At 69.3% G+C, this 26540-nt stretch carries 25 protein-coding genes; 8 read left to right on the top strand and 17 right to left on the bottom strand.

The annotated features are described in order from the left end of the window. Nucleotide 1: 1 nt before the first annotated feature. The 7 genes from AB0K05_RS35470 to AB0K05_RS35440 are packed head-to-tail and all read right to left on the bottom strand — an operon-like array spanning nt 2 to nt 7015. Nucleotides 2-166 carry a hypothetical protein gene (locus AB0K05_RS35470; RefSeq protein ID WP_271279979.1) on the bottom strand — a complete coding sequence of 55 codons (165 nt, stop codon included), beginning with the start codon at nt 164-166 and terminating at the stop codon, nt 2-4. Continuing rightward, nucleotides 163-1623: an NAD-dependent succinate-semialdehyde dehydrogenase gene (locus AB0K05_RS35465; protein ID WP_364235111.1), complete on the bottom strand. Its 1461-nt coding sequence runs from the start codon at nt 1621-1623 to the stop codon at nt 163-165. The genes AB0K05_RS35470 and AB0K05_RS35465 overlap by 4 nt, the downstream gene beginning before the upstream one ends. A gap of 41 nt (nt 1624-1664) precedes the next feature. Then, entirely contained in the window at nt 1665-2741 is a 1077-nt protein-coding gene (locus AB0K05_RS35460; RefSeq protein WP_271279977.1) for an ABC transporter ATP-binding protein, read from the bottom strand. After that, on the bottom strand, nt 2741-3808 hold the full coding sequence (locus AB0K05_RS35455; protein WP_364235108.1) for an ATP-binding cassette domain-containing protein: 1068 nt from the start codon (nt 3806-3808) through the stop codon (nt 2741-2743). The genes AB0K05_RS35460 and AB0K05_RS35455 overlap by 1 nt, the downstream gene beginning before the upstream one ends. Then, nucleotides 3808-4719 (bottom strand): carbohydrate ABC transporter permease, encoded by a 912-nt coding sequence (locus AB0K05_RS35450; RefSeq protein ID WP_271279976.1) that lies wholly within the window; start codon nt 4717-4719, stop codon nt 3808-3810. Before AB0K05_RS35450 ends, AB0K05_RS35455 begins: the two co-directional genes overlap by 1 nt. Further along, complete coding sequence (locus AB0K05_RS35445; protein WP_148032969.1) at nt 4719-5669, bottom strand: sugar ABC transporter permease; 951 nt, start codon at nt 5667-5669, stop codon at nt 4719-4721. The genes AB0K05_RS35450 and AB0K05_RS35445 overlap by 1 nt, the downstream gene beginning before the upstream one ends. Beyond that, the gene (locus AB0K05_RS35440; RefSeq protein ID WP_271279974.1) at nt 5666-7015 is read right to left on the bottom strand and encodes an extracellular solute-binding protein; all 1350 of its coding nucleotides are present in this window, start codon (nt 7013-7015) and stop codon (nt 5666-5668) included. The genes AB0K05_RS35445 and AB0K05_RS35440 overlap by 4 nt, the downstream gene beginning before the upstream one ends. A gap of 461 nt (nt 7016-7476) precedes the next feature. On the opposite strand from AB0K05_RS35440, the gene AB0K05_RS35435 reads away from it, so the two are divergent. The 3 genes from AB0K05_RS35435 to AB0K05_RS35425 all read left to right on the top strand — a co-directional run bounded on the left by AB0K05_RS35435 (nt 7477) and on the right by AB0K05_RS35425 (nt 9714). Next, the gene (locus AB0K05_RS35435; RefSeq protein WP_148032971.1) at nt 7477-8220 is read left to right on the top strand and encodes a GntR family transcriptional regulator; all 744 of its coding nucleotides are present in this window, start codon (nt 7477-7479) and stop codon (nt 8218-8220) included. 83 nt (nt 8221-8303) lie between these two features. Next, a complete protein-coding gene (locus tag AB0K05_RS35430; RefSeq protein WP_148032972.1) occupies nt 8304-8873 on the top strand; it encodes a DJ-1/PfpI family protein in 570 nt (189 codons plus the stop codon). A 19-nt stretch (nt 8874-8892) separates the two neighbouring features. Beyond that, nucleotides 8893-9714, top strand: a complete 822-nt coding sequence (locus AB0K05_RS35425) for an alpha/beta hydrolase (RefSeq protein WP_364235102.1) — start codon at nt 8893-8895, stop codon at nt 9712-9714. Between the two features lie 744 nt (nt 9715-10458). Here AB0K05_RS35425 and AB0K05_RS35420 read toward each other — a convergent pair. From AB0K05_RS35420 to AB0K05_RS35395, 6 genes are all read right to left on the bottom strand, one after another. Next, nucleotides 10459-12723 carry a phosphodiester glycosidase family protein gene (locus AB0K05_RS35420; protein ID WP_364235100.1) on the bottom strand — a complete coding sequence of 755 codons (2265 nt, stop codon included), beginning with the start codon at nt 12721-12723 and terminating at the stop codon, nt 10459-10461. A gap of 29 nt (nt 12724-12752) precedes the next feature. Further along, nucleotides 12753-13559 (bottom strand): phosphatase, encoded by an 807-nt coding sequence (locus AB0K05_RS35415; RefSeq protein ID WP_219550449.1) that lies wholly within the window; start codon nt 13557-13559, stop codon nt 12753-12755. A gap of 4 nt (nt 13560-13563) precedes the next feature. Beyond that, nucleotides 13564-14685 carry an ABC transporter ATP-binding protein gene (locus AB0K05_RS35410; RefSeq protein ID WP_364235097.1) on the bottom strand — a complete coding sequence of 374 codons (1122 nt, stop codon included), beginning with the start codon at nt 14683-14685 and terminating at the stop codon, nt 13564-13566. Between the two features lie 20 nt (nt 14686-14705). Next, the gene (locus AB0K05_RS35405) at nt 14706-16409 is read right to left on the bottom strand and encodes an iron ABC transporter permease (protein WP_364235095.1); all 1704 of its coding nucleotides are present in this window, start codon (nt 16407-16409) and stop codon (nt 14706-14708) included. Further along, nucleotides 16409-17443: an ABC transporter substrate-binding protein gene (locus AB0K05_RS35400; RefSeq protein WP_364235093.1), complete on the bottom strand. Its 1035-nt coding sequence runs from the start codon at nt 17441-17443 to the stop codon at nt 16409-16411. Before AB0K05_RS35400 ends, AB0K05_RS35405 begins: the two co-directional genes overlap by 1 nt. Nucleotides 17444-17560: 117 nt before the next feature. Then, the gene (locus tag AB0K05_RS35395; RefSeq protein ID WP_364235090.1) at nt 17561-18346 is read right to left on the bottom strand and encodes a GntR family transcriptional regulator; all 786 of its coding nucleotides are present in this window, start codon (nt 18344-18346) and stop codon (nt 17561-17563) included. Between the two features lie 308 nt (nt 18347-18654). Here AB0K05_RS35395 and AB0K05_RS35390 point away from each other — a divergent pair, with 308 nt between their 5' ends. The 3 genes from AB0K05_RS35390 (at nt 18655) to AB0K05_RS35380 (ending at nt 21428) form a co-directional block, all read left to right on the top strand. Beyond that, a complete protein-coding gene (locus AB0K05_RS35390; protein WP_364235088.1) occupies nt 18655-19836 on the top strand; it encodes an SGNH/GDSL hydrolase family protein in 1182 nt (393 codons plus the stop codon). Between the two features lie 462 nt (nt 19837-20298). Next, nucleotides 20299-20868, top strand: a complete 570-nt coding sequence (locus tag AB0K05_RS35385; protein ID WP_246641131.1) for an RNA polymerase sigma factor — start codon at nt 20299-20301, stop codon at nt 20866-20868. Continuing rightward, nucleotides 20868-21428: a hypothetical protein gene (locus AB0K05_RS35380; RefSeq protein ID WP_364235085.1), complete on the top strand. Its 561-nt coding sequence runs from the start codon at nt 20868-20870 to the stop codon at nt 21426-21428. The genes AB0K05_RS35385 and AB0K05_RS35380 overlap by 1 nt, the downstream gene beginning before the upstream one ends. A 74-nt stretch (nt 21429-21502) precedes the next feature. Here AB0K05_RS35380 and AB0K05_RS35375 read toward each other — a convergent pair whose 3' ends face one another. Next, nucleotides 21503-21634, bottom strand: coding sequence for a hypothetical protein (locus AB0K05_RS35375; RefSeq protein ID WP_364235083.1), 132 nt, complete (start codon nt 21632-21634; stop codon nt 21503-21505). Between the two features lie 665 nt (nt 21635-22299). On the opposite strand from AB0K05_RS35375, the gene AB0K05_RS35370 reads away from it, so the two are divergent. Then, the gene (locus AB0K05_RS35370; protein WP_364235080.1) at nt 22300-22809 is read left to right on the top strand and encodes a DUF1062 domain-containing protein; all 510 of its coding nucleotides are present in this window, start codon (nt 22300-22302) and stop codon (nt 22807-22809) included. Nucleotides 22810-22877: 68 nt separating this feature from the next. Here the strand turns inward: AB0K05_RS35370 and AB0K05_RS35365 are convergent, their stop codons facing one another. After that, a complete protein-coding gene (locus AB0K05_RS35365; RefSeq protein ID WP_364235077.1) occupies nt 22878-24122 on the bottom strand; it encodes an MFS transporter in 1245 nt (414 codons plus the stop codon). Nucleotides 24123-24207: 85 nt separating this feature from the next. On the opposite strand from AB0K05_RS35365, the gene AB0K05_RS35360 reads away from it, so the two are divergent. Then, complete coding sequence (locus tag AB0K05_RS35360) at nt 24208-24660, top strand: helix-turn-helix domain-containing protein (protein ID WP_148034776.1); 453 nt, start codon at nt 24208-24210, stop codon at nt 24658-24660. 220 nt (nt 24661-24880) lie between these two features. On the opposite strand, the gene AB0K05_RS35355 is transcribed toward AB0K05_RS35360, so the two are convergent. Together AB0K05_RS35355 and AB0K05_RS35350 are read right to left on the bottom strand one after the other, a co-directional pair. Beyond that, on the bottom strand, nt 24881-25801 hold the full coding sequence (locus AB0K05_RS35355; RefSeq protein WP_364235074.1) for an alpha/beta hydrolase: 921 nt from the start codon (nt 25799-25801) through the stop codon (nt 24881-24883). Then, nucleotides 25798-26496 (bottom strand): TetR/AcrR family transcriptional regulator, encoded by a 699-nt coding sequence (locus tag AB0K05_RS35350; protein ID WP_219550467.1) that lies wholly within the window; start codon nt 26494-26496, stop codon nt 25798-25800. Before AB0K05_RS35350 ends, AB0K05_RS35355 begins: the two co-directional genes overlap by 4 nt. Nucleotides 26497-26540: the final 44 nt, after the last annotated feature.

The raw sequence follows: 26540 nt of genomic DNA, 5'->3' as shown, positions 1-26540 counted from the left end.
GTCAGTGCCTCTCTGGAGCGTCGGCGGTGATGTGCTGGACGGACGTCCAGCTCACCTGCGAGACCGGGACGGCGATCGCCCCGTCCACCGCCGCGGCCGCGTCCGTGGCGCGCGCACCGGCGGAGCCGACGGCGTCCCCGGGCACCTGGAGCAGCGGGCCGGTCACGGTAGGTCGATCGCCGCGTAGGTGATGTCGAGGTATTCATGGATGCCCTCGTGCGACCCCTCCTTGCCGATCCCGGACTGCTTCACGCCTCCGAACGGAGCTGACGGGTCCGAGATCAGACCACGGTTGATACCGACCATCCCCGTCTCCAGCCCCTCGGTGAACCGGAGCGCCCGCTGGAGGTCACGGGTGAAGACGTATCCGACGAGGCCGTGCTCGGTGTCGTTGGCCTTCGCCATCACCTCGTCGTCGGAGGTGAACGAGATGATCGGCGCCACCGGGCCGAAGATCTCCGTCGCCAGCATCCGCGCGTCCTCGGGCACGTCGACGAGGACCGTGGGCGGGTAGAAGTGGCCCGGCCCATCCGGACGCCCGCCGCCCACCAAGACACGGGCGCCGCGATCGACCGCGTCGGCGACGAGCTTGTCGATCTTGGTGACCGACGCCTCGTCGATCAACGCCCCGACGTCCACGCCGTCGTCGAGACCGTGGCCCATCGAGAGCGCGCCCATCCGCTCGGCGAAGCGCGCCGCGAACTCCTCGCGTACGGGCTCCTCGACGTAGATGCGGTTGGCCGCGATGCACGATTCCCCGATGTTGCGCATCTTGGCCACCATGGCACCGTCGAGCGCGACGTCCAGGTCCGCGTCGGCACACACGATCAAGGCCGCGTTGCCGCCCAGCTCCATGGAGGTGCGCAGCACGTTGCCCGCCGCCTGCCGGAGGAGCACGCGCCCGACCTCGGTCGACCCGGTGAACGAGAGCTTGCGGGTCCGGCTGTCGGCCAGCAGTGCTGAGACCACCTCGCCGGCGCGCTTGGTCGTCACGACGTTGACGACGCCCGGGGGAACTCCGGCCTCCTCCATGATGCGGGCCAGGAACAGCATGGTGAGCGGCGTCTGGGCCGCCGGCTTGGTGATCGTCGTGCAGCCCGCCGCCAGCGCAGGAGCGATCTTGCGGGCGCCCATGGCCAACGGAAAGTTCCAGGGCGTCACGAAGACGCACGGTCCGACCGGCTTCGGCACGGTGAGGATGCGATATCCACCAGCGGGAGCGGTGTTGTAGCGCCCCTCGACGCGCACCGCCTCCTCGGCGAACCAACGGAAGAACTCGGCGCCGTAGGCCACCTCTCCCCGAGCCTCGGCGAGCGGCTTGCCCATCTCGAGCGTTATCAGCCGGGCGACCTCCTCGGATCGCTCGGTCAGTGCCCGGTACGTCGCGGTCAACAATTCTGACCGTTTTCGCGGCGGGGTCGCCGCCCACTCCGTCATCGCCTCGCCGGCCGCGTCCAGAGCGATGAGCCCGTCGACGACGTCGGCGTCCGCCACCTCGGCGATGGTCTTGCCTGTGGCCGGATCCTCGACGACGAAGGTGGCTCCGCCGGCGGCGTCGCGCCAGGCGTCGCCGATCCGGAGCCGCCGGTGCTCGGGGGCCAGGACGTTCATCGGGTCACTCATTGCGTCGCCTCCTGTGATGTTCCTGGTGCTATCCGGCGTGACTACCGCCCGGCCTCGGACAGCGCCAGCCCGGTGCCCGCGTCGAACAGGTGCGCGCGGTCCAGGTCGACCGTGACGAGCAGCCGCTCGCCCGGCGTACCGGTGACGGTGGCTCGTGCCTTGACCTTGAGGATCTCCGTCCCCACTCGGACGTCGACCACCGTCCGGTCACCGAGCGGCTCAAGGCCGTAGAGCTCACCTGACAACGACGCGTCCCCCCGCTGCTCGACGGACAGGTCCTCCGCGCGCAGGCCCAGCAGCAGCGGACGACCGTCCTCGGCCGTGGTCCAGCGGGGCCGCGGCAGCGTCCAGCCTTCCGCCCCGACCAGACGATCTCCCTCGGCGTGGCAGGGGAGCAGGCTGATCGGCGGGCTCCCCACGAATCCCGCGACCCACTGATTGGCCGGACGCTCGTACACCTCGGTCGGCGTTCCGACCTGTTGCACCTTCCCCTCCTTGAGTACCGCGACCTGGTCGGCCATGGACAGGGCCTCGACCTGGTCGTTGGTCACGTAGACGAAGGTCGCTCCGAGGCTCCGGTGGATGCGGGCGAGCTCGGTGCGCATCTCGACGCGGAGCTTGAGATCGAGGTTCGTCAGCGGCTCGTCCATGAGAAACGCGCGAGGGCGGCGTACCAGCGCCCGGGCCAGGGCGACGCGCTGCATCTCGCCGCCCGACAACTGCGCCGGACGGCGCCGCAGCAGACGTTCGATGTGCAGCAGGCCCGAGATCCGCTCGACGGCGGTGGCGATCTCGCTCGCCGAACAGCGGCGTGCCCGCAGCGGGGAAGCGATGTTCTCGTACGCCGTGTGTCGCGGGTAGAGGGCGTAGTTCTGGAAGACCATGGCCAGGTCGCGTGCGGCCGGGGTGTCACCGGTCGCGTCCCTCCCGTCCAGATGCACCGACCCGGCGTCCAGCTTCTCCAGGCCGGCGATCGCTCGCAGGGTCGTCGTCTTGCCTGCCCCGGAGGGGCCGAGCACGACGAAGAACGATCCGTCGGGCACGTCCAGCGTCACCCCGTCCAGGGCCTGGACCTTGCCGAAGGACTTGCGCAGCCCGTGCACTGCCACGGTTCCCATCAGGCCACCAGCTCTTCCGTGCTCACGTCGTAGACCGCCGGGGTCCCGCCGATGTGCCGCAGCCCGACCGGCGCGTCAGCGGCGAAACGGACAGTCGGTGGCATCCGAACCCGTACGTCGTGCCGGCCGCCGTGGTCGACCACGTAGATGATCTCGTCGCCGAGCCACTCCGCCGAGACCAAGCGGGCCGGAACCGAACGTTTCGCCCCTGGTTCTGTGACTTCCAGCGCCTCCGGCCGGACGCCCGCGACCAGGCGACGGTCGCGCGGCAGGCCTGGCGGTGGCGTGAAGACCAGTCCGTCCTTGCTGCGCAGCTTCCCGTCGGCCACCTCCACCTCGATCAGGTTCATCGGCGGGGAGCCGATGAACGCGGCGCAGAAGAGACTCGCCGGACGGTCGTAGACCTCCAGCGGCGTGCCGATCTGCTCGACGCGGCCCTTGTTGAGAATGGCGATTCTGTGACCGAGCGACATGGCCTCGACCTGGTCGTGGGTGACGTAGACCATCGTCGTCCCCAGCTCCCCCTGCAGGTGCTTGATCTCCGTGCGCATGTCCGCTCTCAGCTCCGCGTCCAGATTGGTGAGAGGTTCGTCCATGAGGAATGCGCGCGGCCGTCGCACCAGGGCGCGGGCAAGCGCGACGCGCTGCTGCTCCCCGCCGGACAGCCGGCGCGGCCGCCGGTCCAGGAGCGGGCCGAGCCGCATCAGCCGGGCGGCCTCGTCGACCCGTTCGCGTACCTCCGCCTTGGGCAGTCCCTCGGCCCGCAGGGGAAACGCCAGGTTGTCGCGGGTTCTCAGATGCGGGTAGAGAGCGTAGAACTGGAACACCATGGCGATGTCGCGCTCGGCGGGCGGCAGGTCGTTGACCAGCGTGTCGCCGATGCGGATGTCGCCCGTCGTCTGCCTCTCCAGGCCGGCTATGGCCCGCAGCGTGGTCGTCTTGCCGCAGCCCGAAGGACCGAGCATCACGAACAGCTCGCCGTCGCGGATGGACAGGTCCACGTGATCGACCGCGACCGTCCCGTCCGGGTAGCGCTTGTGCAGGGCTGTCACCTCGATGCCCGCCATCAGCGTCGCACCGCCCCGAGCGTCACACCGGCGACGAGGTGCTTGCGCACCAGGTAGGCGAAGACGAGCACCGGCAGGGCGAACACCACGGAGGCGGCGGCCACCAGACCCCAGTCCACGGTGGTTCCGCCGATGAGGCCGGCGATGGCGGGTGGGGCCGTCCGCACGCTGTCGCTGGAGGTGAGGAAGATGGCGAACACGAACTCGTTCCACGAGAAGATGAGGGCGAAGACCGCCGTCGCGGCGATGCCGGGCAGGAGCAGGGGAAGGGTGAATCGCCAGAACGCCTGCAATCGGGTGTAGCCGTCGAGCATGGCGGCATCCTCGTACTCCGCGGGCACCTCGTCGACGAACCCCTTCATCATCCAGATCGTGAACGGGACGTTGAACGCGGCGTAGATGAGGATCAGGCCGAGCTTGGTGTCGATGAGCCCGACTTGGCGGTACATGAGGAAGATCGGGATCACGACCACCACGGGCGGCATGAAGCGGGTGGACAGGATGAAGAACAGCTGGTCCTTCTTGGCCTTCACGGCGAAGCGTGAGTAGGCCCAGGCCGCCGGGACCCCCAGCACGGTGGCCAGCGCCGTGGAGGCCCCGGCGACCACGACGGAGTTGAGGAACGCGACGGACAAGGTCGAGCGACCGCCGCCGGAGGCGACGAACACGTCCTTGAAATGGTCCAGGGTGACCTGGAAGTCGAAGAACTTGGCCGGGATGGCGTAGACGTCCCGGTTCTCCTTGATGGACGTCTCGATCATCCACAGCACCGGGAAGAGCATCACGACGGCCAGCACGGTCAGCAGCGCGACCTCCAGCACGGAGCGGCCCCGGCCGCCGAAGCGGCGCGCGAGGGGCGTGCGATCCCGGGCAGGACGCGTGGACACGGCCTCGTCGACGGAGACTGCCATCAGTCCTCCTTGAGCTTGTTCAAGTAGCGCAGGTAGAGCTGCGTGAGGACGATGACGACGAGGACCATCAGGATCCCGTACGCCGAGGCGGTTCCGGTGTTGAAGCCCAGGAACGCGACCTTGTAGACGTGGAACGACAACGTCTCGGTGGAGACCCCCGGACCTCCGCTGGTGAGGATGTAGACGAGGTCGAACAGCCGGAAGGCCTCGATGGCCCTGAACAGCACGGCGATGAGGAGCAGCGGCCACACCAGCGGAAGAGTGATGGTGCGGAACCGGAACCACTCGGACGCCCGATCGATCGAGGCGGCCTCGTACAAGTACTTGGGAACCGCGGTGAGGCCCGCGAGTGCGATGAGCATGATGAACGGCGTCCACTGCCAGGTGTCGACCAGGATCAGGGAGATCAGTGCCGTTCGCTGCCCGGTGAGCCACTCCACCTGCCCCAGGCCGAGCGAGCCGAGCATGCTGTTGATCACGCCGAACTGGGCGTCGAGCATGAATCGCCAGAACAGCCCGACCACGACCGGCGACAGCATCATCGGAACCAGGAACAGCGTGGTCAGCAGTCCCCGCCCGTGCGTGCGCCGTGAGATCAGGTAGGCGATGGCGAAACCGAGCACGGTCTGCAGGGTGACCGCGCCGACCACGTAGATCAACGTCGTCAAGGCCCTCAGGTGGACCTGCTCCGAAGCCAGGATGGCGGTGTAGTTGCCGAACCCGACGAAATCGGCCGGCCCCCCGCGGGTGGCCGAGTAGTCGGTGAAAGACAGGTACAACGCCCACAGCAACGGGAACACCGACATGGCGAGCAACAGCAGCAGCGCGGGCGAGGTGAAAGCCACAGCGAGCCCGCGGTCGCTCAGGCGGCGGGACCGGCCCGGTGCAGGCGGCGTCGCGGACGCCACCTGCCCGGGCTGGTCGCTCGTCAGGGGGGCGGAGTCACTCACAGTCCGCCGCCGCCCTTGCTGTCACTGGAGTCGAGCACGCTCTGCTGCTCCTTGGCGATGTCGTCGAGCGCCTCCTTCGGCGTCTTCGCACCGTTGAGAGCCGCGTTCACGTTGGTGTTCTCGATGTCGACGAGGCGCGCGTACTCGGGCACATTCCACATGTCCCGCATCCGTGGCACCGAGTCGGTGTACACCTGGTTGAACGGCGCGGCGTTGAGGAACTCGGGTGACTCCAGGGCGTCCGTACGCGATGGCACGCCACCGGCCGCGGCCCACTTCTTCTGGATGTCAGCCTGCTCGAACCACTTCATGAAGTTCAGGGCCTCCGCCTGGTTCGCCTCGGGGGAATAGGCCGACACGTGCATCCCCATGCCGCCGAGAGGCACCAGGTTCGTCTTCTGACTCGGCAGGGCGGCGAAACCCAGCTTGTCGAGAATCTCCTCCCGCGTGGTGCCGAGCGTCGACTGCTTCGGGTCGAGCAGGCCGCCGCTCGCGGCGATCCAGTTGAACGCGATGCATGCCTTGCCCTGGGCGACCGCCGCGTTCACCTCGTCGATGAACCAGTTGCCGGAGCCCTTGGCGGTCAGCGGCTTCATCTTGTTGACCAGGACGTCCATCGCCTCCTGGCCCGCGGCGTCGTTGAGGACTCCGTCGATCTTGCGCGTCTTGGGGTTCCAGAGGTTGCCGCCGTAAACGCCGTTGACCGTGTTGTAGGTGACGGCCGCGGCGTCGGAGCCGTTGGCCTGGTGGAAAGCCAGCCCGCTGACGCCGGGGTTGTCCGCCTGGCACTTCCCGGCGACTGAGATCATCTCGTCCCAGGTCTGCGGTGGCTTGTCGCCGATCAGGTCCTTACGGTAGATCATCGTCCAGGTGTCGCCGAGCAGCGGCAGTCCGTACAGGCTGGCGTTCTCGTCGCGCTTCCCGGTCTCCGCCTGGGGGAACTGGCCGTAGGCCGCCAGGAGGTACGGGTTGTAGGCCTCGACGTCGATGTTCTGCCGGACGAAGTCGGTGATGTCCAGGATGTTGCCGTTCGTCACGGCCTCGCCGATGTGTTGCGAGTCCAGGATCGGGATGTCGAAGTCGGTCTTGTGCGCGGCGAACTGGGTGAACATCGCGTCGTGCCAGTTCGCGTTCGGCACGGTCTTGACCTTGACGGTCACGTTCGGCCGCTCCTTGGCGTACTCCGCGTTCGCGAAGTCTTCCAGCGCGTGGGCGGGGGGCCAGTCGAACCAGATGAAGCTGAGGGTCAGCGGATCCTTGGTGAGCTCCGGGATGGTCGCCGGCGCCTTGGGGGCGCTGTCGTTCTGGCCGCCGCCGCAAGCCGCCACGGTCGTGGCCAGTAACATGGCCGCCGTCGCAAGCCCCACCTTTCGGCCGGGAACGGACAGTCGTCCTCTTCGCTTGGGATACCGCATCTTCTTGCCTGCTTTCTGGGCGGGGACTTCGGGAGCCTTGCTGCGTGCTTCGCCGACCGGTTGCTGGGTTGTTCAGGCGTGTCACCGGCTGTCGCAGGGGCTGACCCGCAGGCCGGCGTCACGCGTACGCCGCGACGTGATGGGACTTCGAGCAGGCGAGAAGTCCTTCGGCCCTTGTGCGGCCCGGCGGCGAACCGAGCAGGACGTCGAGCATGCTCATGGAAGCTCCAACTGATCGAAGCGGAGCGATGGCGGACGGTTCCCCGATGAGTGACGGATGGCTGACATCCGTCACCTTTCCTATACGATCCGGTGGGGAGCGTCAACATCCCGCAGTATGGCGACCGATGTCAACATGGTCCCGAAGACGCAAGAAAGGACCTCACGTCACGATGGACGACGAAGCGGTGATCGCTGGGCGCCATGAGGCCATGCCGGGCGGAACGCCGCCGGGAAGATCTCGCGGCCGGCTTGCCGACGAGGTGTACGACGCGCTGCTCGGACAGATGATGTCGCTACGGATAGAGCCCGACTCCCGCGTCACGATCGACGTCCTGGCACGGGAGCTGGGGGTCTCACAGACGCCGATCCGAGACGCTCTGAACCGCATGGAGGCAGAGGGCCTGGTCGTGCGTGTGCCCCATGCCGGCTATCGCATTCCTCCCCAGATCACCCGTCACCGATTCGAGGACATGCTGGAGGTCCGCCTGCTCCTCGAGCCGGCAGCGGCGCGCAGATCCGCCGAACGCGCGTCCCCGCAGCAGGTGGCCGACATGCGACGCATGCTTGAGGACATGGCGGAGCTGGAGGGGGGCAAGGGCCCCATGGCCTACGGCGCCTTCGGGCTGCGCGACGCCGCTCTTCACGATCTCGTCGCCTCGAGCGCGGAGAACCAGGTCATCCGCGAAACGCTCGCTCGCCTGCACACGCACGTGCACCTGTTCCGGCTTCACCGCGACGCCCAGGTCACTCACTTGGCCATGGCCGAGCATGAAGAAGTCGTGGCCGCGATCGCCGCGCGTGACCCCGACGCCGCCGCCTACGCCATGCGTCGGCACATCCTGCGGTCCGGCGAGCGGTTCCAGCGACTGTTCGACGAGGCGGAGGCCGCGGAAGGAATGGCGGAAGAGGCTTGACGGGCGGGCTGCGCCGGGGAATGCTAACTCAAATCCGATCGGATCGGATCCACCTCACCCGCCCCGGATGCGAGGAGAAGCAGGTGCCCAGAGCGCTGCTGCTGACCGGCGACGCCGCCGAGGAGCTCGACACCATGTATCCCTACTATCGTGTGCAGGAGGGCGGCTGGGACGTTGATGTCTCGTCACGGACGATGCGTGACGTTCAGCTGGTCATCCACGAGTTCGACCCCAACTCCGACGCCTACGTGGAGAAGAACGGCCGGAAGTTGCCGGTCGACGTGCCCTGGGCCGAGGTCGACGTCGAGCGCTATGACGCCCTCATCATCCCTGGGGGACGCGCCCCCGAGTGGATCCGGGTCGACGCCGACGTCAGGCGCATCACCGAGCACTTCTTCGCGCGCAACCTCCCGATCGCGCTGGTGTGCCACGGCGCGCAGGTGCCGGCCGTGTACGGGCTGCTGAAGGGTCGCAAGACGGCGTGCTTCCCTCCCATCACCGGTGACATGGAGAACGCGGGCGCGACGGTCATCGACGCTCCCGACGTCGTGGACGGCAACCTCGTCTCCTGCCGGGGGTGGCCCGACATGCCGCAATTCGGCAGGGCGATGATGGAGGTCTTCTCGAAGTCCCTCAACTCCGCATCGGCATGAGCGCGCCTGGCCTGTCCCGGTGACGGCACCGCGGACCGTCACCGTCGACGGCTCCCCCATCCACGTCCTGGAGAGCGGCACCGGGCCCGCGGTGCTGATGCTGCACGGCTCCGGACCCGGTACGACCGGATCCGGAGCCTGGGCGTCAACGGCACAGGCACTGGGCACGTCCTGGCGCCTGGTGGCTCCTGACCAGGCAGGGTTCGGCCACACACCGATCCCGGCGGGCTCCAGGGGCGGGCTCCGGCTGTGGACGGAGCAGGCCGCGGGCCTGATGGATGCTCTCGGTGTCGAGCACTACGCCGTGGTGGGCCACTCCATGGGCGGTGCCGTGGCGCTGTCGTTGGCCGCCGCGCGTCCCCAGCAGGTCACCCATGTCGTGGCGGTCTCGACGATGGGCGCCCCCGGGGCGCCGCTGTCCGCCGAGCTCGACGCGATCTGGGCCGCCCCCGCCGGCCCGCCCGGGGCACGGGACATGTTGAGTCGCCTCGTCCTCGACCAAGCGCTCGTGACCGAGTCGGCCGTCGCTGCCCGTGCGGCCGCGATGCGAGCGGGGGCGGCCGCATTCGCGTCGTTGTTCCCTCCCCCCAGGGCACGCTGGGCCGACGACCTCGCCCTCTCGGAGCGAACGCTGGCAGGGATCCGCGCGCCCGTGCTGCTCGTCCACGGCGCCGAGGACCGAGTCACCCCGCTCGGGACGGCAGCCCTGCCCCTGCTCGAACACCTGGCCGATGTCCGTCTGCACGTGCTCGGCCGGTGCGGGCACGTGCCGGCGCTCGAACACCCGCACGACTTCAGGCAACTCCTGTCGTGCTTCCTCGGCCGGGAACAAGGTCCCTGATTGCTGCGACAGGTCCGCAGCCCGTACTCAGGTGCCGTTGTCGCTGTCGAGCACCTCCGTCACGCGGGCGCGAACGCCGGCCGGCAACGGTCCGCCCCGCAAGGGGTAGAGCACATCGCCTGCCCGCCACCGCCGCATCCGAAGCCGTGGCGAAGGTCCCGCGGATGACCCGTCCCGGCGTCACGAAGGAGATCCGCGGGCCCGTGGAACCCCGCCCACCCGGCGCGACAGCCGGGCAGCCACGCTGACCACAGCAGGGCAATCGACCTCCGGCCGAAGACCTCAGCCGACCAACTCAAGGTCGAGAAAGAACGAGGCTAGGCGATCCGCAGAGCGACCGAGGCTGCGTACTCCCGTCTGATTGGTCTGGTCTGAGTCAGATCGTCTTTCGGCTGCCGACACGCGTCACTCCTTGACATCGCCCGAGCTTCCTATTGAAGGGATGGAAAATCACCAACGATCGGGGTGATCAGCCATCCCATTCGCGATGAACCGCTCGGCGCTGTCCGACACGGTCCAGGCGGACCTCGCAGGATGGGGTAGGCCAGGACGCGGTCGCGGAAGTCGTCGAAGCGGGCGTCGTCCCGCCATACGGGCAGCCGGAACAGGCCGGCCAGCGGGACGATCGCCGCTGCGGACAAGCAGCCCCACACGATGCGCACCGGAATCTCCTCGGGGACTGTCTATCGCACCGATGGCAGGGCCGTCACCGGGCGCGGCACCAGAGGTGCCGCGCCCAGACGGTCAGCCGGCGGCTACGGCGGTCAGTTCGTCCAGGACCAGGGTGCCGGTGTAGCGGGCGTCAGGGTTGATCTCGTTGAAGAAGATGCGGCGCAGGCTCACCGGGTAAGCCATGGTGTCCGGCAGGTCGTAGGTGATCTGCTGCCACCCGGGTTCGGTGATGAAGGCGGGTTCGATCGTGTGCAGGGTGCCGTTGCGGTCGACGACCTCCAGGCGGGTCCGCTGGTCGTGGCCTTCGGACTTCACCCACAGCTTGAACGCCGTCGGCCGGCCGGCCACCGGGAGGAGGTTGGCGGACGGCCAGATGCCGACGCCGCGCGTCGCGGTGCTCTGGGTGAAGTCGTAGTCCAGCTTCAGCCCGTTCCCGACGTGACCGTCAGGGGTGGAGGAGGCGGTACCGGTGGCGCGCAGGCTCCAGAAGTTCCAGTTCGAGGTGTCATCGAAGGTGTCCACGACGTCCTGGGACGTCCCGACGCCGACGACCAGCTCGGTCCGCACGCCGCCTGCGGACACCGTGACGACGTGCTCGCCCTCGGCGGCCCGCGCGGTGACGGTGAACGCGCCGGTGCCGGTCGCGGTCACGTCCAGCGCCGCCTTGTCGTAGGTGAGGTGGACGTCGGCGGGGTCGATGGGGGCCGCGTACCCGGCGGAGTCCGAGCCGTTGACCTCGAAGGTTCCCTGGGCGCCCTTGTTCAGCAGGTTGATGCGGCGGGTGTCGGTCTCCAGGCGGGCCAACCGGCCCAGCACGGTGAGGCCGATGTCTCCAGCGGCCTTGCCGTGCTCGGCCGTCACGGTCGTCTCACCGGACGACAGCGCGCGGAAGACGCCGTCGCGGTCAACCCGGCCGATCCGGCTCTTCTTGACCCGCCACTGCGGCTTGATCTTGCGCGGCACGCCGGCGGGACCGTACGTCTCGTCGTACGCGGCCGCCGTCAGCCGGCGGGTCAGTCCGGGGAAGACCCGCTCGGTACGCCACGACGCGGCGGCCTCAGGCCCGGGGAACCGGTCGCGTTCCGTCGCCGTGCTCACCCAGAAGCCCTTGGCCTTGCCGCTGCCCTTGGGCAGGAACATGGCCAGCCCGGTCGGCACGGGACGGGTGCCCGCCGCGTCGGACGGCCGGTTGACGAGGTCGGCCTGCTTCTGACCGGGTTCGCGCACGACGAGCGTCGTCGAGCCGCCGCCGTCGAGGTTGAGCGCGCTGTGGGCGCCCAGATCGACCATCATCTCGGCCAGCTCGTTCAGCCCGATGCCGCGGGAGAACTCGGGCTGCCGGCCGTCCACTGCGACCAGCCACATCTTGGTCCCGTCGGCGGAGAATCCGACGGCGGTCCTGGGCTCCGGCGTGTTGTTCTCGGGCGGAAGCTCGAGCGGCTCGCCGTCCGCGACGATGAGCTGACGTCCGCTCACGGCCGCCTTGACCTTCATGTCGCCGGGAGCCCGTAGGGCATAGTCCACGGAGACCGGGTCGCCGACCCGCAGCGAGGACAGCGCGTCGGCACCGGCCTCGCGTCCCACCAGCACGAACGCGCCTTCGGCGATCGCGCCCTCGCGGGGAACGTCCACCACCTCGGCCACGACGCCGTCGCGCACGACCACCTCGATGGTCCGCGCGACGCCCCTGACCGGATGGCAGCGGCAGTACGTGCCCCAGACCGGGGTGAACATCCCGATCTGGTCCTTGAGCAGCTCGGCCTTATTGAGCGCGTCCAGCGGGACGGTCCTGCCGGGCAGCTTGACGGTGCCCTCGAAGACGATCTCGCCGATGGCGCCGACCTGGTCCTCGGAGAACATCACCGCGGTCTGGTTCGTCTGGGTCGCCTTGGTGTTGGGCAGCGGCGACTGCAGCAGCTCGCCGTCCTGGACGGCCACGCCCCAAGGCGCGCCGGAGGCGGCGATGTCGAAGTAGTCGGCGTTCGTCGCCGCGATGGCGCCCGCTTCGCGCGCCATGTCGAGCAGCGGCCGCCGCGCGGCGACCTGGCCGGGGAACAGCCGCCCGATCTGCACGCCGGCCTTGAGGTCGGCGGACATCTGGTACGTCTGCAGCCAGCCGGGCTCCCCGGTGGCGCCGTCGGGCCCGTACAGCTCGACCGTGCTCAGCTCGACGCCAGGAGCGACCGGCCGGGTCTCGCGGTAGGTCTCGGTGCGGCCGTCGAGGACGCCCACGACGGCGGGCGCGGCGGCGGGCGACGGCGTCCCCGCGTACACCGGCCCGGTCAGGACCAGGGCGAGAGCCGCCGATAACAGGGCAGAGGGGACTTTCCATCGCATCAAACCGTGACGGGACATGACCATCCTCCTCAAACAGCGATACCGGTCGCGCGCCGGAGCATGTACGCGGTCACCGGCGCGAACTCGGCGGGCGTGAAGTTGTCCTCGATCGGCAGGACGTGCTCGTGCCGTCCCCTGGCGCGCGCCAGGAACAGGGCGATGTCGTTGGCGTCGGCGATCGACAGCGTGTGCAGGCCGGCCGCGATCGCCGCGCCCGCCATGCCGTGGTCGGCGATGACGAGATCGATCCGCACACCGCCGGCGGCCACCGCGGCGATCACGGCCTCCATGTGGTCGGGCCGGTGGGTGTGCAGGATCGCCTCGTCGTGGAAGGCGCACGCGACCCCGCCGAAGAACCGGATCCCCGTCTCGCCGGCGGCGTGGGCCCCGACGGCGCGGTCGAGCCGGTGGTCGTCGAGGACGCGGACGATCTGGTTGCCCGCGTTCCGTAGCGCGCGCGCCAGGTCGGCGTAGTGGTCGAGCAGCCCGGTCGGGTGCCCGGTCGCCAGCAGCACCGTGCCGCCGCCGTCCCGCAGGAAGGGGGCGAGGGCGTCGGCGTGCGCCCTGATGCCGGCCAGCGTGTGCTCGGGCGCGATGTACCCGAGCTCGGGGTCGCCGTCCGTGATGCGGTCGCCGATGCCGGCTTCGACGGCGGTCACGACCTCGTCGATGGACGCGGTACCCCAGTCCTCCAGGCCGAAGGTGTTGTCGGGGTCTCCTTTGAGCATCTTGTGCGCGTACGCCAGTGACTGCCGGCGGACGGTCCTGATGCCGCCGGACAGGCTCCGCTCGACGAGCAGGTCGCGCAGGTCCGCAGCTTCGTGTGCGATGCCCATGCGGTCAGCTCGCCGCGACCGCTACGACGGGCCGGGCGGCGGCTGCCGGTGGGCGCCACGCGCCCTCGACCCTGGGGAACGCCCGCGCCGCTCCCTCACCGATGCTCAGCCGGACGTTCGCCCCCGGCGACCAGCCGCTCTGGGCGGAGTGCACGAGCACCACCGAGCCGCCGGCCTCGACGTAGGTGCGGACGACCGGGCCGAGGAACTGCACGTCGCGGACGACGCCGCGCAGCACCCCCGCACCGGGTGCGTCCTCCTCACTGAGCGACACGTCCTCAGGGCGTACGGACACATCGACGGGCGAGCCGGGCGAGACGGAGGACGACGTGCTCGCGGGCGTCGCGCGGAGCACCGCTCCGGCGACGTTCACCTCCCACGACTCGTCCGACCCGCCGGCGTACTCCCCCGCCAGCCAGTTCGTGATGCCGACGAAGTCGGCGACGTACCCGTTGGACGGGGCCAGGTAGATCTCGTGCCCGCTGCCGAGCTGTTCGAGCGAGCCGTCCTTCATGACGGCGATCCGGTCGCCCAGGGCCAGCGCCTCCTCCTGGTCGTGGGTGACGTAGACGATCGTCGTCCCGGTGTCGCGCTGGATCTCGCGCAGTTGGGTGCGCAGCTGGATGCGGGTCTTCGCGTCGAGGTTGGACAGCGGCTCGTCCATGAGCAGCACCGACGGCCGGATCGCCAGCGACCGGGCGACGGCGACGCGCTGCTGCTGCCCGCCCGAGAGCTCGTTCGGCCGCCGGCCGCCGAGTCCCGTGAGGCCGACCAGGTCGAGCGCCTCCTCGGTACGGCGGGCCCGCTCGTCCTTGGCCAGTTTCTGCGCCTTCAGCCCGAACTCGATGTTCTCCGCGACGGTGAGGTGCGGGAAGATCGCGTAGTCCTGGAACACCATGGACGTCGGCCGCGCGTCGGGGCCGTACCCTGACACGTCCACGCCGTCGATGAGCACGCTCCCGCTGTCCGGCTGGATGAACCCGGCGATCATCCGCAACGTGGTGCTCTTGCCGCACCCGCTGGAGCCGAGGAGGCAGAGGAACTCGCCGCGGCCGACGACGAGGTCGAGGTCGCGTACGGCCGGCACCCCGTCGAACGACTTGCACAACGACTTCAGTTCGATCATGGAATCTCCATCAGCAGGTGTCACAGGTCGTAGAGCCGCAGCCGGGAGCCGAGGGCGAGCTTCGCGACGGCGAGCCCGGCGAAGCTGACCACCATCAGGCCGGCCGCGACGCCGGTCGCGGCGCCCCACTGACCGAACTCGGCGAGGTTGACGATGGTGGGCGCGCCCAGGCCGATGCCCGGCGAGGTCAGGAAGATCACGGCACTCAGCGTGTTGATCGCGTGGAGGAACCCGAACACGAGCGACGTGGTGAACGCGCCGCCCAGCAGGGGGAACATGATCTGGACGATGACCCGGGCGCGCGAGGCGCCGAGGTCGGTGGCGGCCTCGTCGATCGACGGGCTGATCTGGTTGATGGTGGTCACCGCGGTGCGGTAGCCGACCGGGATGGCCCGCACGACCATGACCAGCACCAGGATCAGCGCGGTGCCGGTCAGGGCGATCGGCGGCTCGTTGAACGTGAGCAGCCACGAGATCCCGATCATCGTCCCGGGGATCGCCGACGGCAGCACCGCGAGCCCGTCCATCACGCCCCGGCCGAAGACCCGCGTGCGGTGCACGACGTACGCGGCGACCAGCGTGCTGATCGTCGTGATGATCGCCGCCGTGGCGGAGAACAGCGCGGAGTTGCGGATGTCGTCACCGCGCAGGAGTGCCGTCTGCCAGTGGTCCAGCGTGAGGCTCCAGTCCGCGCCCCACGCCCGGGTGAACGAGCCGACCAGGATGCTCCCGTAGATGAGGATCATCAGGACGCTGACCAGGCCGAGGACGGTGAGGAGCCCGCGCCGCACCGCCGCGGGCAGCGGCGCGGCCGGCAGGCTCCCGGTCTTGCCCGACACGGTGACCGCGGAGCGCCGCGCGAGGACGCGGCGCTGGATCAGGAAGAGGATCAGCGTCGGTACGAACAGCAGCACGCACAGCACCGCCGCCATCCCGAAGTCCTGCCGGCCCACCGCCTGCACGTACGCCTCGACCGAGAGCACCTGGTACCCGGCACCGATGAGGACGGGGTTGCCGAAGTCGGTGATGACGAACATGCCGACGAGCAGCAGCGCGTTCAGGATCGCGGGGAACGCCAGCGGCAGCGTGACCCGGCGGAAGGTCTGGAACCACGTCCAGCCGAGATCCCGGCTGGCCCACTCCAGGGTGGAGCCGATGTTCTTCAGCGTCGGCAGCAGGGTCAGCGTGGCCATGGGGAAGAAGGCAAGCGTCTGGACGAGCCAGAGCCCGCCGAGGCCGAGGAGGCTGATGTCCAGGCCGAGCAGCTCGTGCGTGACCAGACCGCGCCGCCCGAACAGCAGCAGCACCGCCAGGCCGACGACGAACGGCGGCGAGATCAGCGGGAGCAGGGCCATCACCCGCAGCACGGCCCGGCCCCTGATGTCGGGCCGGCTGAGGGCGTAGGCGAACAGGAAGCCGACCACGGTGGCGCTCAGCGTCGAGGCCACGCCGATGACGACGGTGTTCTTCGCGGCCGTCGCCACGCGCGGCTCGGCGAGCCTGCTCCAGGCCTCGCCGTCGGGCTCGAACAGCATGGCGACCGTCGGCACGAGGACGAGCAGGAGGAGCAGGCCGGCGACGTAGGCGACGAGCGTGCCCACCGTGATCCGATCGGCCAGCAGGCGTCTGCGGCTGTGCCGCTGCCAGTCCGGCCGGGACCCGGGGGCCCGCTCGGTCCGCTCTTCCGGTACGACGGTCTGCTGGGTCGTCGAGGGCACCGGCATCAGACCCCGTACCGCTTGGCGAACTCCTTGGACACCGCGTCGCGCATCTCGCCCGCGCGCACCGGGTCGTAGTCCACCAGGTCGAGCTCGGCGAGACCCTGCGCGCCGTCGGGCAGGTCCACGTCGCTCCGCACGGGGTAGGAGTGGACGAGGTCGACGATCATCTGGGACGCCTTCTCACCCTGGAGCCACTGGACGAACTTCTCGCCGCCCTGAGGGTTCGGCGACCCCTGGACGAGCGCGTTGCCGGAGATGACGACGCCGGTCGGCTTGGGGTAGACGAGCTCGATGGGGAACCCGGCCCCGCGCACGTTGAGCAGGTCATGAGCGAAGGAGACGCCGGCGGCGTACTCGCCGGTGGCGACCAGCTGCGACGGCGCTCCCCCGCTGTCGGTGTACTGGCCGATCAGCTTGTGGAACTCGTCGAGGAACTTCCACGCACCCGCCTCGTCGCCGTTGCGGAAGATCTGCGTCGCCACGAACGTGTACCCGGTGCCGGACAGCGTCGGGTTCGGCATGACGAGCTGGCCCTTCAGGTCGGGGCGCAGCAGCTCGTCCCACGTCGTCGGGAGCGGGGCGCCGCCGGTCTCCTCCTTCCACCGGTCGGCGTTGACGCCGACGGTCATCAGGATGAGTTCGTTGGCGTGCCAGTAGCCCTCGGGGTCGACGAACCGCTTGTCGATGCCCTCGACCGTGGGCTTGAACGACCGGATCAGCTTCTCCTTGGCGAGCGGTCCGGCGTCCCCGCTGGCCAGGCCGATCACGTCGGCCGCGGGGCGGCCGGCCTCGGCCTTCAGCCGCGCCAGGAGCTCGCCGGCGCTCTGCCGCAGCACCTCGACCTCGATGCCCGACTCGGCCTTGAACGCCTCGGCCAGCCGCCGGGCGGGTTCCTCGGGCATCGGCGTGTACCAGGTCACCGTGCCGCCGGACGCGGATGCGGCGTCGTCGCCGCCGTCGGATCCGCAGGCCGACCCGAGCATGAGGAGTGTGAGAGAGAGCGCGCCTGCGGCGACTCGTAACAGGGACTTGTGCATGAGTGACCGCCTTCGGATCGATGCGCCCGCAGGAAGGGACGCAAGGTCACGATGCACAAAATGGTGTTATCGGTGACGCGAGATGTCAATATCTCTTGTAGACCAATTGACGGGTCGTCATCCCAAAGACGTCGCCTTGTGGGTCACTCCGCGAGGGTGTCCGAGGTCCTCCTCCAGGGTCGACGTGAGGTCCAGCTCCGATGTGATCATGTAGCGGTCGCCGCGGAACAACGTCTGGGTGAACTCGATCGGAACGCCGTCGGACGTGCGGGTCGCGGTCCTGAAGAGGAACGCGGGAGAGTACGGCGGCGCGTCCAGCACGGCCGACTCCTCCTGGCTGAGCACCGTCGGCTCGATGGTCTGCGTGCCCGCCGCCACCTTCAGGCCGTAGCGGTCGGAGAGCAACTGGTAGAGGGACTTCTCCTCCAGCTCCTCGGCGGGCAGGCCGGGCACCAGCGCGTCGGGGAGCGTCGTGGTGGCGAGCGCGATCGGGTCGCCGTCGGCCAGCCGCAGCCGGCGAATCGTCACGATCATGTCGGACGGCGCGATCTGCAGCCGCCAGCTCATGCGGACGCCGGCGTCGGAGCGCTCCACGCCGACGACGCGGGTGGAGGGCGTGATGCCGCGCCGGCGCAGCCCCATCGAGAACGACGACGCCGTCGGCGACTGGGTGATCGTGGGCCGCGCGACGTAGGTGCCGCTGCCCTGCTTGCGGATGAGATGACCGTCCCTGACCAGGTCGTCGACGGCGCGCCGCACCGTGAGCCGGGAGACGCCGCAGTCCTCTTCAAGCACTCGCTCGGGCGGGATCGGATCTCCCACGTTGAGGTCTTCGAGCAGGCTCATGATCCGCTCGCGGACCATGTTGTGCTTGCGCCCGCGACGAGCGTCCGCGTCGCTCACGTCCACCCCCTCCAACCCCTTCAAGGCGACACCCGCACTTCTCCCGCATGTTACGCCACAGCCATGGATTGGTATTGACGACTTGTATACCAACTCTTACAGTCACCGAAGAATCATGACCTTCCGGTGAACCAGGGCGGGGCGCGACGACGCCACCGCCACTCCTCCGTCCCACGGCTGGCCGCGACCGTCAGGCCGGGTCCGATCATCGTCGCATCAGGGCCGACGCATGACCACCCTGCCCAGACCCGCGCCTTCCCCCGACCGGCCTCAACCCTGAACAGCATCGTTCCGACAAGGGAGCACCGATGGGCAACCACATGGTCAATCGACGTCATCTCTTCGGGCTCGCGGGCGCCGGCGGCGCCGCCCTCGCGGTCCCCGGCCTGTTAGCGACGCCGGCGCACGCCGCCGCCCCGCAGCCGCCCGCCGCGTGGCCCACCGAGTTCGTCGAGGTGACGCCCAGCGTCGAGGGCGACATCGCCTGGTACGACGTCTCGCACTGGGGCGTCGAGGGCAAGGGCTGGTCCGACACGGCGGCCTACTACGACCGGCTCCCGGCCAAGGCCGAAGGCGTCGTGACCCCCGAGGTCTGGGTGCGCAGCCGCAACTCCTCGGGGCTTCTGACCCGGTTCGTCACCGACTCGACCATCTTCCGGGCCCGCTACCGGCTCAGCCTTGCCACCGTCGCGATGTACCACATGCCGGCCATCGGCCACAGCGGCGTGGACCTGTACGCGCGCACCCCCGCAGGACAAGACGCCTGGCTCGCCAACACGCACCCGGCGGCGCAGAACGTCGACCAGCAGATGGGCATCGCGGTCGACCCAGGAGAGCGCCTCTACACCGCCTACCTGCCGCTGTACAACAGCCCGCAGCGGCTGGAGATCGGCGTCCAGGCCGGCGCCAAGTTCCTCGGGGCCGCACCGCGCACCACCCCGCCCGCCGTCTTCTACGGCAGCTCGATCATGCAGGGCGGCGTGGCGTCCAGGCCCGGCATGTCCATCACCGCGCTCCTGGGCCGCCGCTTCGACGTCCCCACCGTCAACCTGGGCTTCTCCGGCAACGCGCGGATGGAGCCCGAGATCGCCGAGCTGCTCACCGAGCTCGACGCGTCCGTCTACGTGGTCGACAGCTCCCCCAACATGAACCCGCAGCAGATCGCGGAACGCGCCGAACCCTTCGTCCGCATCCTGCGCGCGGCCCGCCCTGACACGCCCATCGTGCTCGTCGAGGACCGCCGGTACGGGGACGGCCAGTTCGTCGAGTTCCGCCGCACCCGCAACGCCCAGAACGCGGCCGCCCTGCGCACGGCCTACACGAACCTGCGCCGCTCCGGCGTCAGAGGTCTCTCCTACCTCTCGGCCGACAAGCTCCCCGGACCTGAGGAGCTGGTGGACGGCTCGCACCCGAGCGACCTCGGCATGGCGACGTACGCCGACGCGTACGAGAAGGTCCTGCGCCCGATCCTGAAGAGACGAGGCGACTGACCGCCGCTCTGCACTGCCCCGGGGCTCGCGGCACGTCCCGGGGCACGGCCCGGACTGGAGCACATGATGGACGTGATCATCGCAGGCGGCGGGCCCACCGGCCTGATGCATCGCTCGGACGGCCTGGACCAGTACCAGGTGTAGAGGTTCTCCGCCGACGTGTACTCCTCGTCCAGCATTCACGTCATCGAAAAGCTCTGGGCCAGTGCGTGGTGCCCGCACCGGCCAGCCGATCCCACGGCCGAGGACTGGGTCGCCGCCCACGCCTTGGCCCTCCTGGTTGCAGGCGGGAACGCCGAGGGCAATACCCGCTGCGGCGATGAGAGTGCCCCGATCGAGGGCGATGGTGCGGACGAGCCGCGAACAGGGGAACCGACCCGCATGCGGCACCGTCTCGTAACGCATCGCGGGGTTCGGTCAAGTACAAGGTGTAAGCACCGTTGGACGAAGGGAACCCAGCTCTTGCGGCTCGACCAGGAGGGACCGGCGGACCCGTTAGCTCGGACGCAGGGTTTCGAAGCCTTCTACCTGCGACATTTCGACGTGATGACACGGTTCGTCGCACGCCGGGTGGCCGACCCGCACACGGTGGCCGATCTGACGGCGGAGATATTCCTTGCGGCGTTGCACTCCCGGCACACCTACCGGCCAGGACAGGGCAGCGAGACCGGATGGCTGTACGGAGTGGCGCGTAACGTGCTGTCGGTCCAACGACGCCGCAGCGAGCGCGAGGCCCGTGCCGTCGAACGGGTCGTCGCGCGCCGGCTGCTGGACGGCGACGACATCGCCGACCTGACCGACCGCATCGACGCCGAAGAGCCCGCCCGGCGTGCCTTGTCGGCCATGGCCGACCTGCCAGAAGGGGAACGGGCGCTGCTCGAGCTCGTGGTCATCGACCAGCTGACAGTGGCAGAGGCGGCCCAGGCCCTGGGCATCAGGGTCGGCACGGCCAGAGTCCGGCTGCATCGCGCCCGGCGGACTCTACGGAAGGTACCCGGCGTAGCGGCGGCTCTCGTGACGGAAGGACTGTGATGACGGTGTCGTTCAGGGACAAGCTGCTCGCGGAACTGCGCGCGGAGGCCGCCACGGTCCCGTGGGAACCGCGGCCGGCGCGCCGACCCGCACGCCATCTGGTGGCTGCGGTGGGGTTGGCCGCAGCGGTGGCCGCAGCGGTGGCGATCGTCATACCGCTGATGTCGCAAACGCCGGCGTTCGCCGTGGTCAAGAACCCCGACGGTACGGTCACCGTGCGGATCAACGAGTTCGTCAGGCCCAAGGAGTTGGAGAAAAGGCTGAGGGAGGAGGGCGTGCGAGCGGTGATCGATTACGTCCCTTACGGACAGACCTGCCGAGAGCCGCGAGGGGAGATCGTGCCCCAGCCGGAAAGGATGCCGCTGAGACGAGCGGAGGACTCGATGGACTTCTGGATCGACCCGAAGGATTTCGGGCCGGACGAGACGCTCGTCGTCCAGATGCACTCCGCCAACGACGACCCGGCCAAGAGCAATGGAGGCAACGTCGGAGTCATCCGTGGACCGGTCGCACCGTGCGAGCTCGTTCCGGTCAGGTTCAGCGGCGTAGAACGAGAGTGACCCAGCCCAGGGCACCTGCCCTAGGCACCGGGTAGTGGCGGCCAGCGGGTGTCACACAGGGACTTGCTCTGTTACTAGCAGTAGTTGCCGGTCATGGCGCCATTGGTGGGCACGTTGATCCTGGCCGGACCCTCGACGGAGTCCGGGCCGGTGCATCCGAGCGCGAGCAGGGCGCTGCCCGCGACCAGCCGGGTGATGGGTGTCATGATGACCTCCTGAGGTGGCGGGCCGGCCATGACACGCTCGTTACCACCTACGGCGCCGTACCGCGGGCTCACCTGCGCGACAACGTGTTGCGCGTCGTCCTCAACCCCGCCATCCGGGACGCACTCGGCCTCCCTCCAGGAAACGTGGCCGGTTCCCGCACAGGCTACGGCGAGGTAGGTCAGGGTCGGCGGGCAGGGACAGGGCCGACCAGGACGGCCACCGCTACGAGCCGGCCCGGACCGTCGACGGTGGCTGTTCACCGGAAACCGTCGGACGCCGACGCTGCAGGAGCGGCGGCACACGCACAGCGACTCGCACCGTCCCTGGACCTCGGAGGGCTCAGCCTGCCAGCGAGCACCGCCGGAAAACCGTTTGATCTTGCCTTCGCGTTTCCGTACGTTCCTTACGGCCCGTCGTCGTGAGGACAGAGGACGCACCGCGTGACCCCGCCTGCTCTTTAACCTGACACTTTTCTTCGCTCACCTTCAAGCCGACCCTCCCGTCGGCTCTGCCGGGCTGCCCGTGCGCGCCCGGTCATACGGCGTTCGAGGCCGCGCGCAATCGGCCTTGTGTCAGGTCTAGAGAGATCATGTCTTCACAACCTCATACTGTGCTGCCCTGGATCGTTCGTCGGGTCAGGCTGCCTCTGCTGTCCTTGCGGTGCGTGGACTGCCGGTCGGAGTCGGCCACCACCGGCGAGGGCAGGTTCCGTGTCAACGCCAACCGCAAACTGCTGGACGTGTGGCTGCTGGTCCGCTGCGTGTCCTGCGACCGGACGAGCAAGCTCACCGTGCACGAGCGAATGCCGGTCAGGTCCTTCGATCCGGTCGAGCTCGAGGGCTACTACGCCAACGACCCGAAGCTGGTGGCGGCCAGGCTGCTGGATCCGCTGCTGGCCCGCCGCAACCGCTTCACCCTGGATTGGACAGGGGCCTGGCGGCTGGACACCCCGTCGGCGTGGCTCGACGGGCCGTGGCCGTTCCAAGCGCAGGTCGTGTTCGAGGACTCGGTGCCAGTGCGCCCGGACAACCTCATCGCGCAGGGGCTCGGCCTCAGCAGGAACGAGGTGCTGCGCAGGGTCAAGTGCGACCTTCCGCTGCGCCGTCCAACGACTGCCGGATTCACCTTCACGGTGATGGCCTGGGACTACCGGGAAGGCAGCCGCGGCGCGTGACCGGACCTTCCGGCTCGTCCCCGCCCACCGCTCATCGGATAAGTCCGTCGCGTACGGCTTGCGTTCACTCACCCGGATATCTCAGCACGGCCACGCCCACCAGGTGGGCATGCCGATACGGACGCACTTGGTTGTTGCGTCCGAGGTGGGGCGGTGAAACGTCGGGTCGAGGTGGCGACGAGGAGTCCGAGTGCGGCGTAGGCTGCGCCGAGCAGGCTGGCGGCCGGCCATCCCATGGCGCTGTAGGCCCAGGTGGTGGTGATCGCACCGAGCGCGGAGCCGAGGGAGTAGAAGGCCATGTAGGCGCCGATGACGCTGCTGCTCTGGTCGGGGCGGGCGGTGGTGAGCAGGTGCTGGCTGCTGACGTGAACGGCTTGCACGGCGAAGTCCAGGACGATGACGCCGACGATCAACAGCCACAGCGATGACCGAGCTTGACCGATCAGCAGCCATGAGGCTGCGAGCAGGACCAGCGACCAGCCGGTGACCGAGGGCGCCAGGCCCCGGTCGGCCCATCGGCCGGCCCGGGCCGCGCTCAGCGCCCCGGTGAGACCGGCGAGTCCGAACAATCCGATCTCGGTAGTGCCGAAGTGCCACGGCTCGTCGCCGAGCGGGAGCGCCAGTCCGCTCCACAGCGTGCCGAAGGAGGCGAACAGGAAGAACGCGACCAGTCCCCGGCTGAGGAAGAGCCGATCGCCGACGACCAGACGACCCAGCGATGACAGCAGCTGCCCGTACCGGGCTCGGGGGCGGCGGATGTCGGCCTCAAGGGTGAATCGGGCGGCGAGCGCGAGCATCGCGCAAAGCCCGGCGATGACGAGGTAGACCGTGCGCCAGTCGGTCAGCTCGCCCAGTGTGCCTGCGACCACCCGTACTCCGAGTATCCCGATGACCACGCCCGAGGTGACCGCTCCGATGTTGCGGCCGCGCTCGCCGGTCGGTGAGACGGTGGCGACGTAGGCCACCGTGATCTGGACGACCACGGCGAACAGTCCGGCCAGGGCCAGGCCCGCGATCGCGATGCCACCGCTGGGCGCGGCGGAGGCCACCCCCGCACCTGCTGCTGTGAGCAGCAGGTGCACCGTGATGAGTCTGCGGCGGTCGAACAGGTCACCGAGCGGGACCAGCAGCACCAGCCCTGCGAGATAGCCGATCTGGCCGGCGGCGACCAGCCACCCCAGTGCTCCTTCCCCCAGCCCGAGGTCCTCGCCCGCGGCCTCGAGGACCGGCTGGATGCCGTAGATGGTCGACACCGCCGCCGCGCACACCAGCGCGAGCACGGTCCGCTGCCTTCCGGCCAATCCTGACGGCACGTCACCCTCCAATAGGTTTCGAAATGCAACCTATCTAAGGTAAGGGCATAATGGTTGCAGATTGCAACTCATCACGGAGGAGTCAGTGGACGTCACGCTCGCCGCAGGAGGCGCTTGGACCGACCCGGCCTGCCCGGTCGCGCGGACCGTCGACCTGATAGGCGACCGGTGGAGCCTACTGATCATCCGCGACGCGATGGACGGGGCGACGACCTACACCGAGTTCCATCAGCGACTGGGGATCGCCCGCAACATCCTCGCCGACCGGCTCCGCAAACTCGTCGAGCACGGCATCCTCGACAAGAGCGCCGCCGCCTACGGCAGGCGGCACACATACCGGCTCACCGAAGCGGGGCAGGACCTCTTCACGGCCGTCGTCGCCCTGCGTCAATGGGGCGAGCGCCACGCCTTCGCCCCGGACGAGCCACACTCCGTTCTGGTCGACGACCGAGGGCGGGAGCTTCCCGAACTCCACCCGCTCGACCAAGACGGCGCGCCGCTCTCCGCCGAGGCGTCGCACGTCCGGAAAACCGCCTGAGCCCGGCCGCGCCAGAACCCGTCCCATCGGGCTCTGCAATCGATGTCCCTCCCAGGGCCGAGTCTGCGGCCGGCTCACTGCCTGCGGCTGCGAAGCGTCGTTCCGGGCCTGCTCAAGAACCGTCGCCTCGCGGCCGAAGACAGGTCCTCGAAGCCCTCACGATCCCAACGCCTTCCCGCTCAACCGCGACCGAGGACACGGCCATCACCGGCAGCGACGATCACTTGCCGGGAACGACTCGGTGGTTCCGCGCGTTCGGGCGCGTCGCAAGGGTGGTGATGAAGGTGGCGATCTCGACGGGGTTCTCTTCGGCCATGAAGTGACCGGACGCGGTCGGCTGGTAGGTCAGGTCCGGCGCCCAGGCCCGCCACAGTGATGCGGCGTCGAAGCCGAGCCGGGAGCCCCAGTCCTGAGAGATGACGCCGACCGGCATCGCGAGCTGCGCACCACGCTCACGGTCGGCTCGATCCATCTCGAGATCGATGCTCGCGGTGGCCCGGTAGTCGGCCACGATGGAGTCGACCGCGGCGACCGAGCTGTCGATGTAGTGGGCGCGCTCCTCATGGGTGAAAGTCGTGCCGCTGGGGTCCCAGGCGTCCAGGAAGGAGCCGAAGAACTCCGGGGCGACCGCACGGATCATCTTCTCGGGAAGCCCGACGGGCTGAGCCATCAGGTACAGGTGCCAGGCGACCTTGGCGTCGACTCCCTGGAGAACGGCCCAGGTGTCGAGGGTGGGCAGGACGTCGAGGATTCCCAGGTAGTCCACGACGGCGGGGTGGTCCAAGCCTGCGCGGACGGCGACCAGCGCGCCGCGGTCGTGCCCGACGAGCCCGAAGTGGTCCACGCCGAGGGCGGACGCGACCGTCACGATGTCCTGAGCCATCGTGCGCTTGGAGTACGTGGCGGGGTCACTCCCGTCCGGCTTGTCGCTGTCGCCGTATCCGCGCAGGTCAGGGACGATGACCCGGTGGTCGGCGGCGAGCCTCGCCGCGACGTGGCGCCACATGTAGTGGGTCTGCGGGAACCCGTGCAGGAGGACCACGGCCGGCCCGCTCCCGCCGACGGCGACGTTGAGGTTGACGCCGTCGGCGCCGGGGATGGTCCGGTAGTCGAAGCCGCTGATCGTCAGTCGGGTGGTCATGCGTTCTCCTTCGCGTCAGGCGCGGCGGTCTCATGGGCGGTGAGGGCTGGGCGGCCGGAGAAGATCCCGGCGGGCAGGGGGGCACGCCCGGACGATGCCTTCAGGGCTGGGATGACGACGGTGTCGACGAGTGCGGACAGGTACTCCTCGTCGACCGCGAGGCCGTTGACCCGTCGCAGCAGGAGGGCGGCACCGACCACCTCCTCGAAGGCGAAAGGGTCCGCGCCGTCGGGCAGCTCGCCGCGTGCGATCGCGGTGTCGATGACCCGTCGAGGCAACCGGGCTCCTGTTGGGCCGACGGCGTTCTCGATGGCCTCGCACAGGCCCGGGTCCTCCAGACCCGCCTGCAGAAGCAGCATCGCGGTCTGACTGTCCGCGGCGCGCATGGTCTGGTCCAGCCGCCGGCACAGGCTCAGCACGTCCCCGCGCAGGGTGCCCGTGTCGATCGGCTCACCGGCCTCGCGCTCTGCGGGCCCTGCCTTGACCGCGGCGATCACCATCTCCCGCTTGGACCCCCATCGTCGGTACAGGCTCGCCTTGGATGTCTGGCACCGCCGGGCGACCTCCTCGAAGGACACCCCCTGGTAACCGGACTCCCCCAGCACCTCCAGGACGACAGCGGTGATCCGCTGATCCAGAGCCGCGTCACGGGGACGGCCGCGCGCCGCCCCCTCACCGTTATCTCGATACGTCACGTACCGTATCGTAATACATGTACAGCGGATGACTGCGCGTTCGC

The organism is Nonomuraea sp. NPDC049486, assembly GCF_040676925.1.
Taxonomy (GTDB): Bacteria; Actinomycetota; Actinomycetes; order Streptosporangiales; family Streptosporangiaceae; genus Nonomuraea; species Nonomuraea ferruginea.
This window is presented reverse-complemented; position numbering and strand designations above follow the sequence as displayed.

Excerpts from the sequence above, each read along its gene's own strand:
- AB0K05_RS35465 (WP_364235111.1), bottom strand. The coding sequence starts at position 1,623 with ATGAGTGACCCGATGAACGTCCTGGCCCCCGAGCACCGGCGGCTCCGG.
- AB0K05_RS35460 (WP_271279977.1), bottom strand. The coding sequence starts at position 2,741 with ATGGGAACCGTGGCAGTGCACGGGCTGCGCAAGTCCTTCGGCAAGGTC.
- AB0K05_RS35455 (WP_364235108.1), bottom strand. The coding sequence starts at position 3,808 with ATGGCGGGCATCGAGGTGACAGCCCTGCACAAGCGCTACCCGGACGGG.
- AB0K05_RS35450 (WP_271279976.1), bottom strand. The coding sequence starts at position 4,719 with ATGGCAGTCTCCGTCGACGAGGCCGTGTCCACGCGTCCTGCCCGGGAT.
- AB0K05_RS35440 (WP_271279974.1), bottom strand. The coding sequence starts at position 7,015 with ATGTTACTGGCCACGACCGTGGCGGCTTGCGGCGGCGGCCAGAACGAC.
- AB0K05_RS35435 (WP_148032971.1), top strand. The coding sequence starts at position 7,477 with ATGGACGACGAAGCGGTGATCGCTGGGCGCCATGAGGCCATGCCGGGC.
- AB0K05_RS35420 (WP_364235100.1), bottom strand. The coding sequence starts at position 12,723 with ATGCGATGGAAAGTCCCCTCTGCCCTGTTATCGGCGGCTCTCGCCCTG.
- AB0K05_RS35415 (WP_219550449.1), bottom strand. The coding sequence starts at position 13,559 with ATGGGCATCGCACACGAAGCTGCGGACCTGCGCGACCTGCTCGTCGAG.
- AB0K05_RS35410 (WP_364235097.1), bottom strand. The coding sequence starts at position 14,685 with ATGATCGAACTGAAGTCGTTGTGCAAGTCGTTCGACGGGGTGCCGGCC.
- AB0K05_RS35405 (WP_364235095.1), bottom strand. The coding sequence starts at position 16,409 with ATGCCGGTGCCCTCGACGACCCAGCAGACCGTCGTACCGGAAGAGCGG.
- AB0K05_RS35400 (WP_364235093.1), bottom strand. The coding sequence starts at position 17,443 with ATGCACAAGTCCCTGTTACGAGTCGCCGCAGGCGCGCTCTCTCTCACA.
- AB0K05_RS35390 (WP_364235088.1), top strand. The coding sequence starts at position 18,655 with ATGGGCAACCACATGGTCAATCGACGTCATCTCTTCGGGCTCGCGGGC.
- AB0K05_RS35380 (WP_364235085.1), top strand. The coding sequence starts at position 20,868 with ATGACGGTGTCGTTCAGGGACAAGCTGCTCGCGGAACTGCGCGCGGAG.
- AB0K05_RS35375 (WP_364235083.1), bottom strand. The coding sequence starts at position 21,634 with ATGACACCCATCACCCGGCTGGTCGCGGGCAGCGCCCTGCTCGCGCTC.
- AB0K05_RS35355 (WP_364235074.1), bottom strand. The coding sequence starts at position 25,801 with ATGACCACCCGACTGACGATCAGCGGCTTCGACTACCGGACCATCCCC.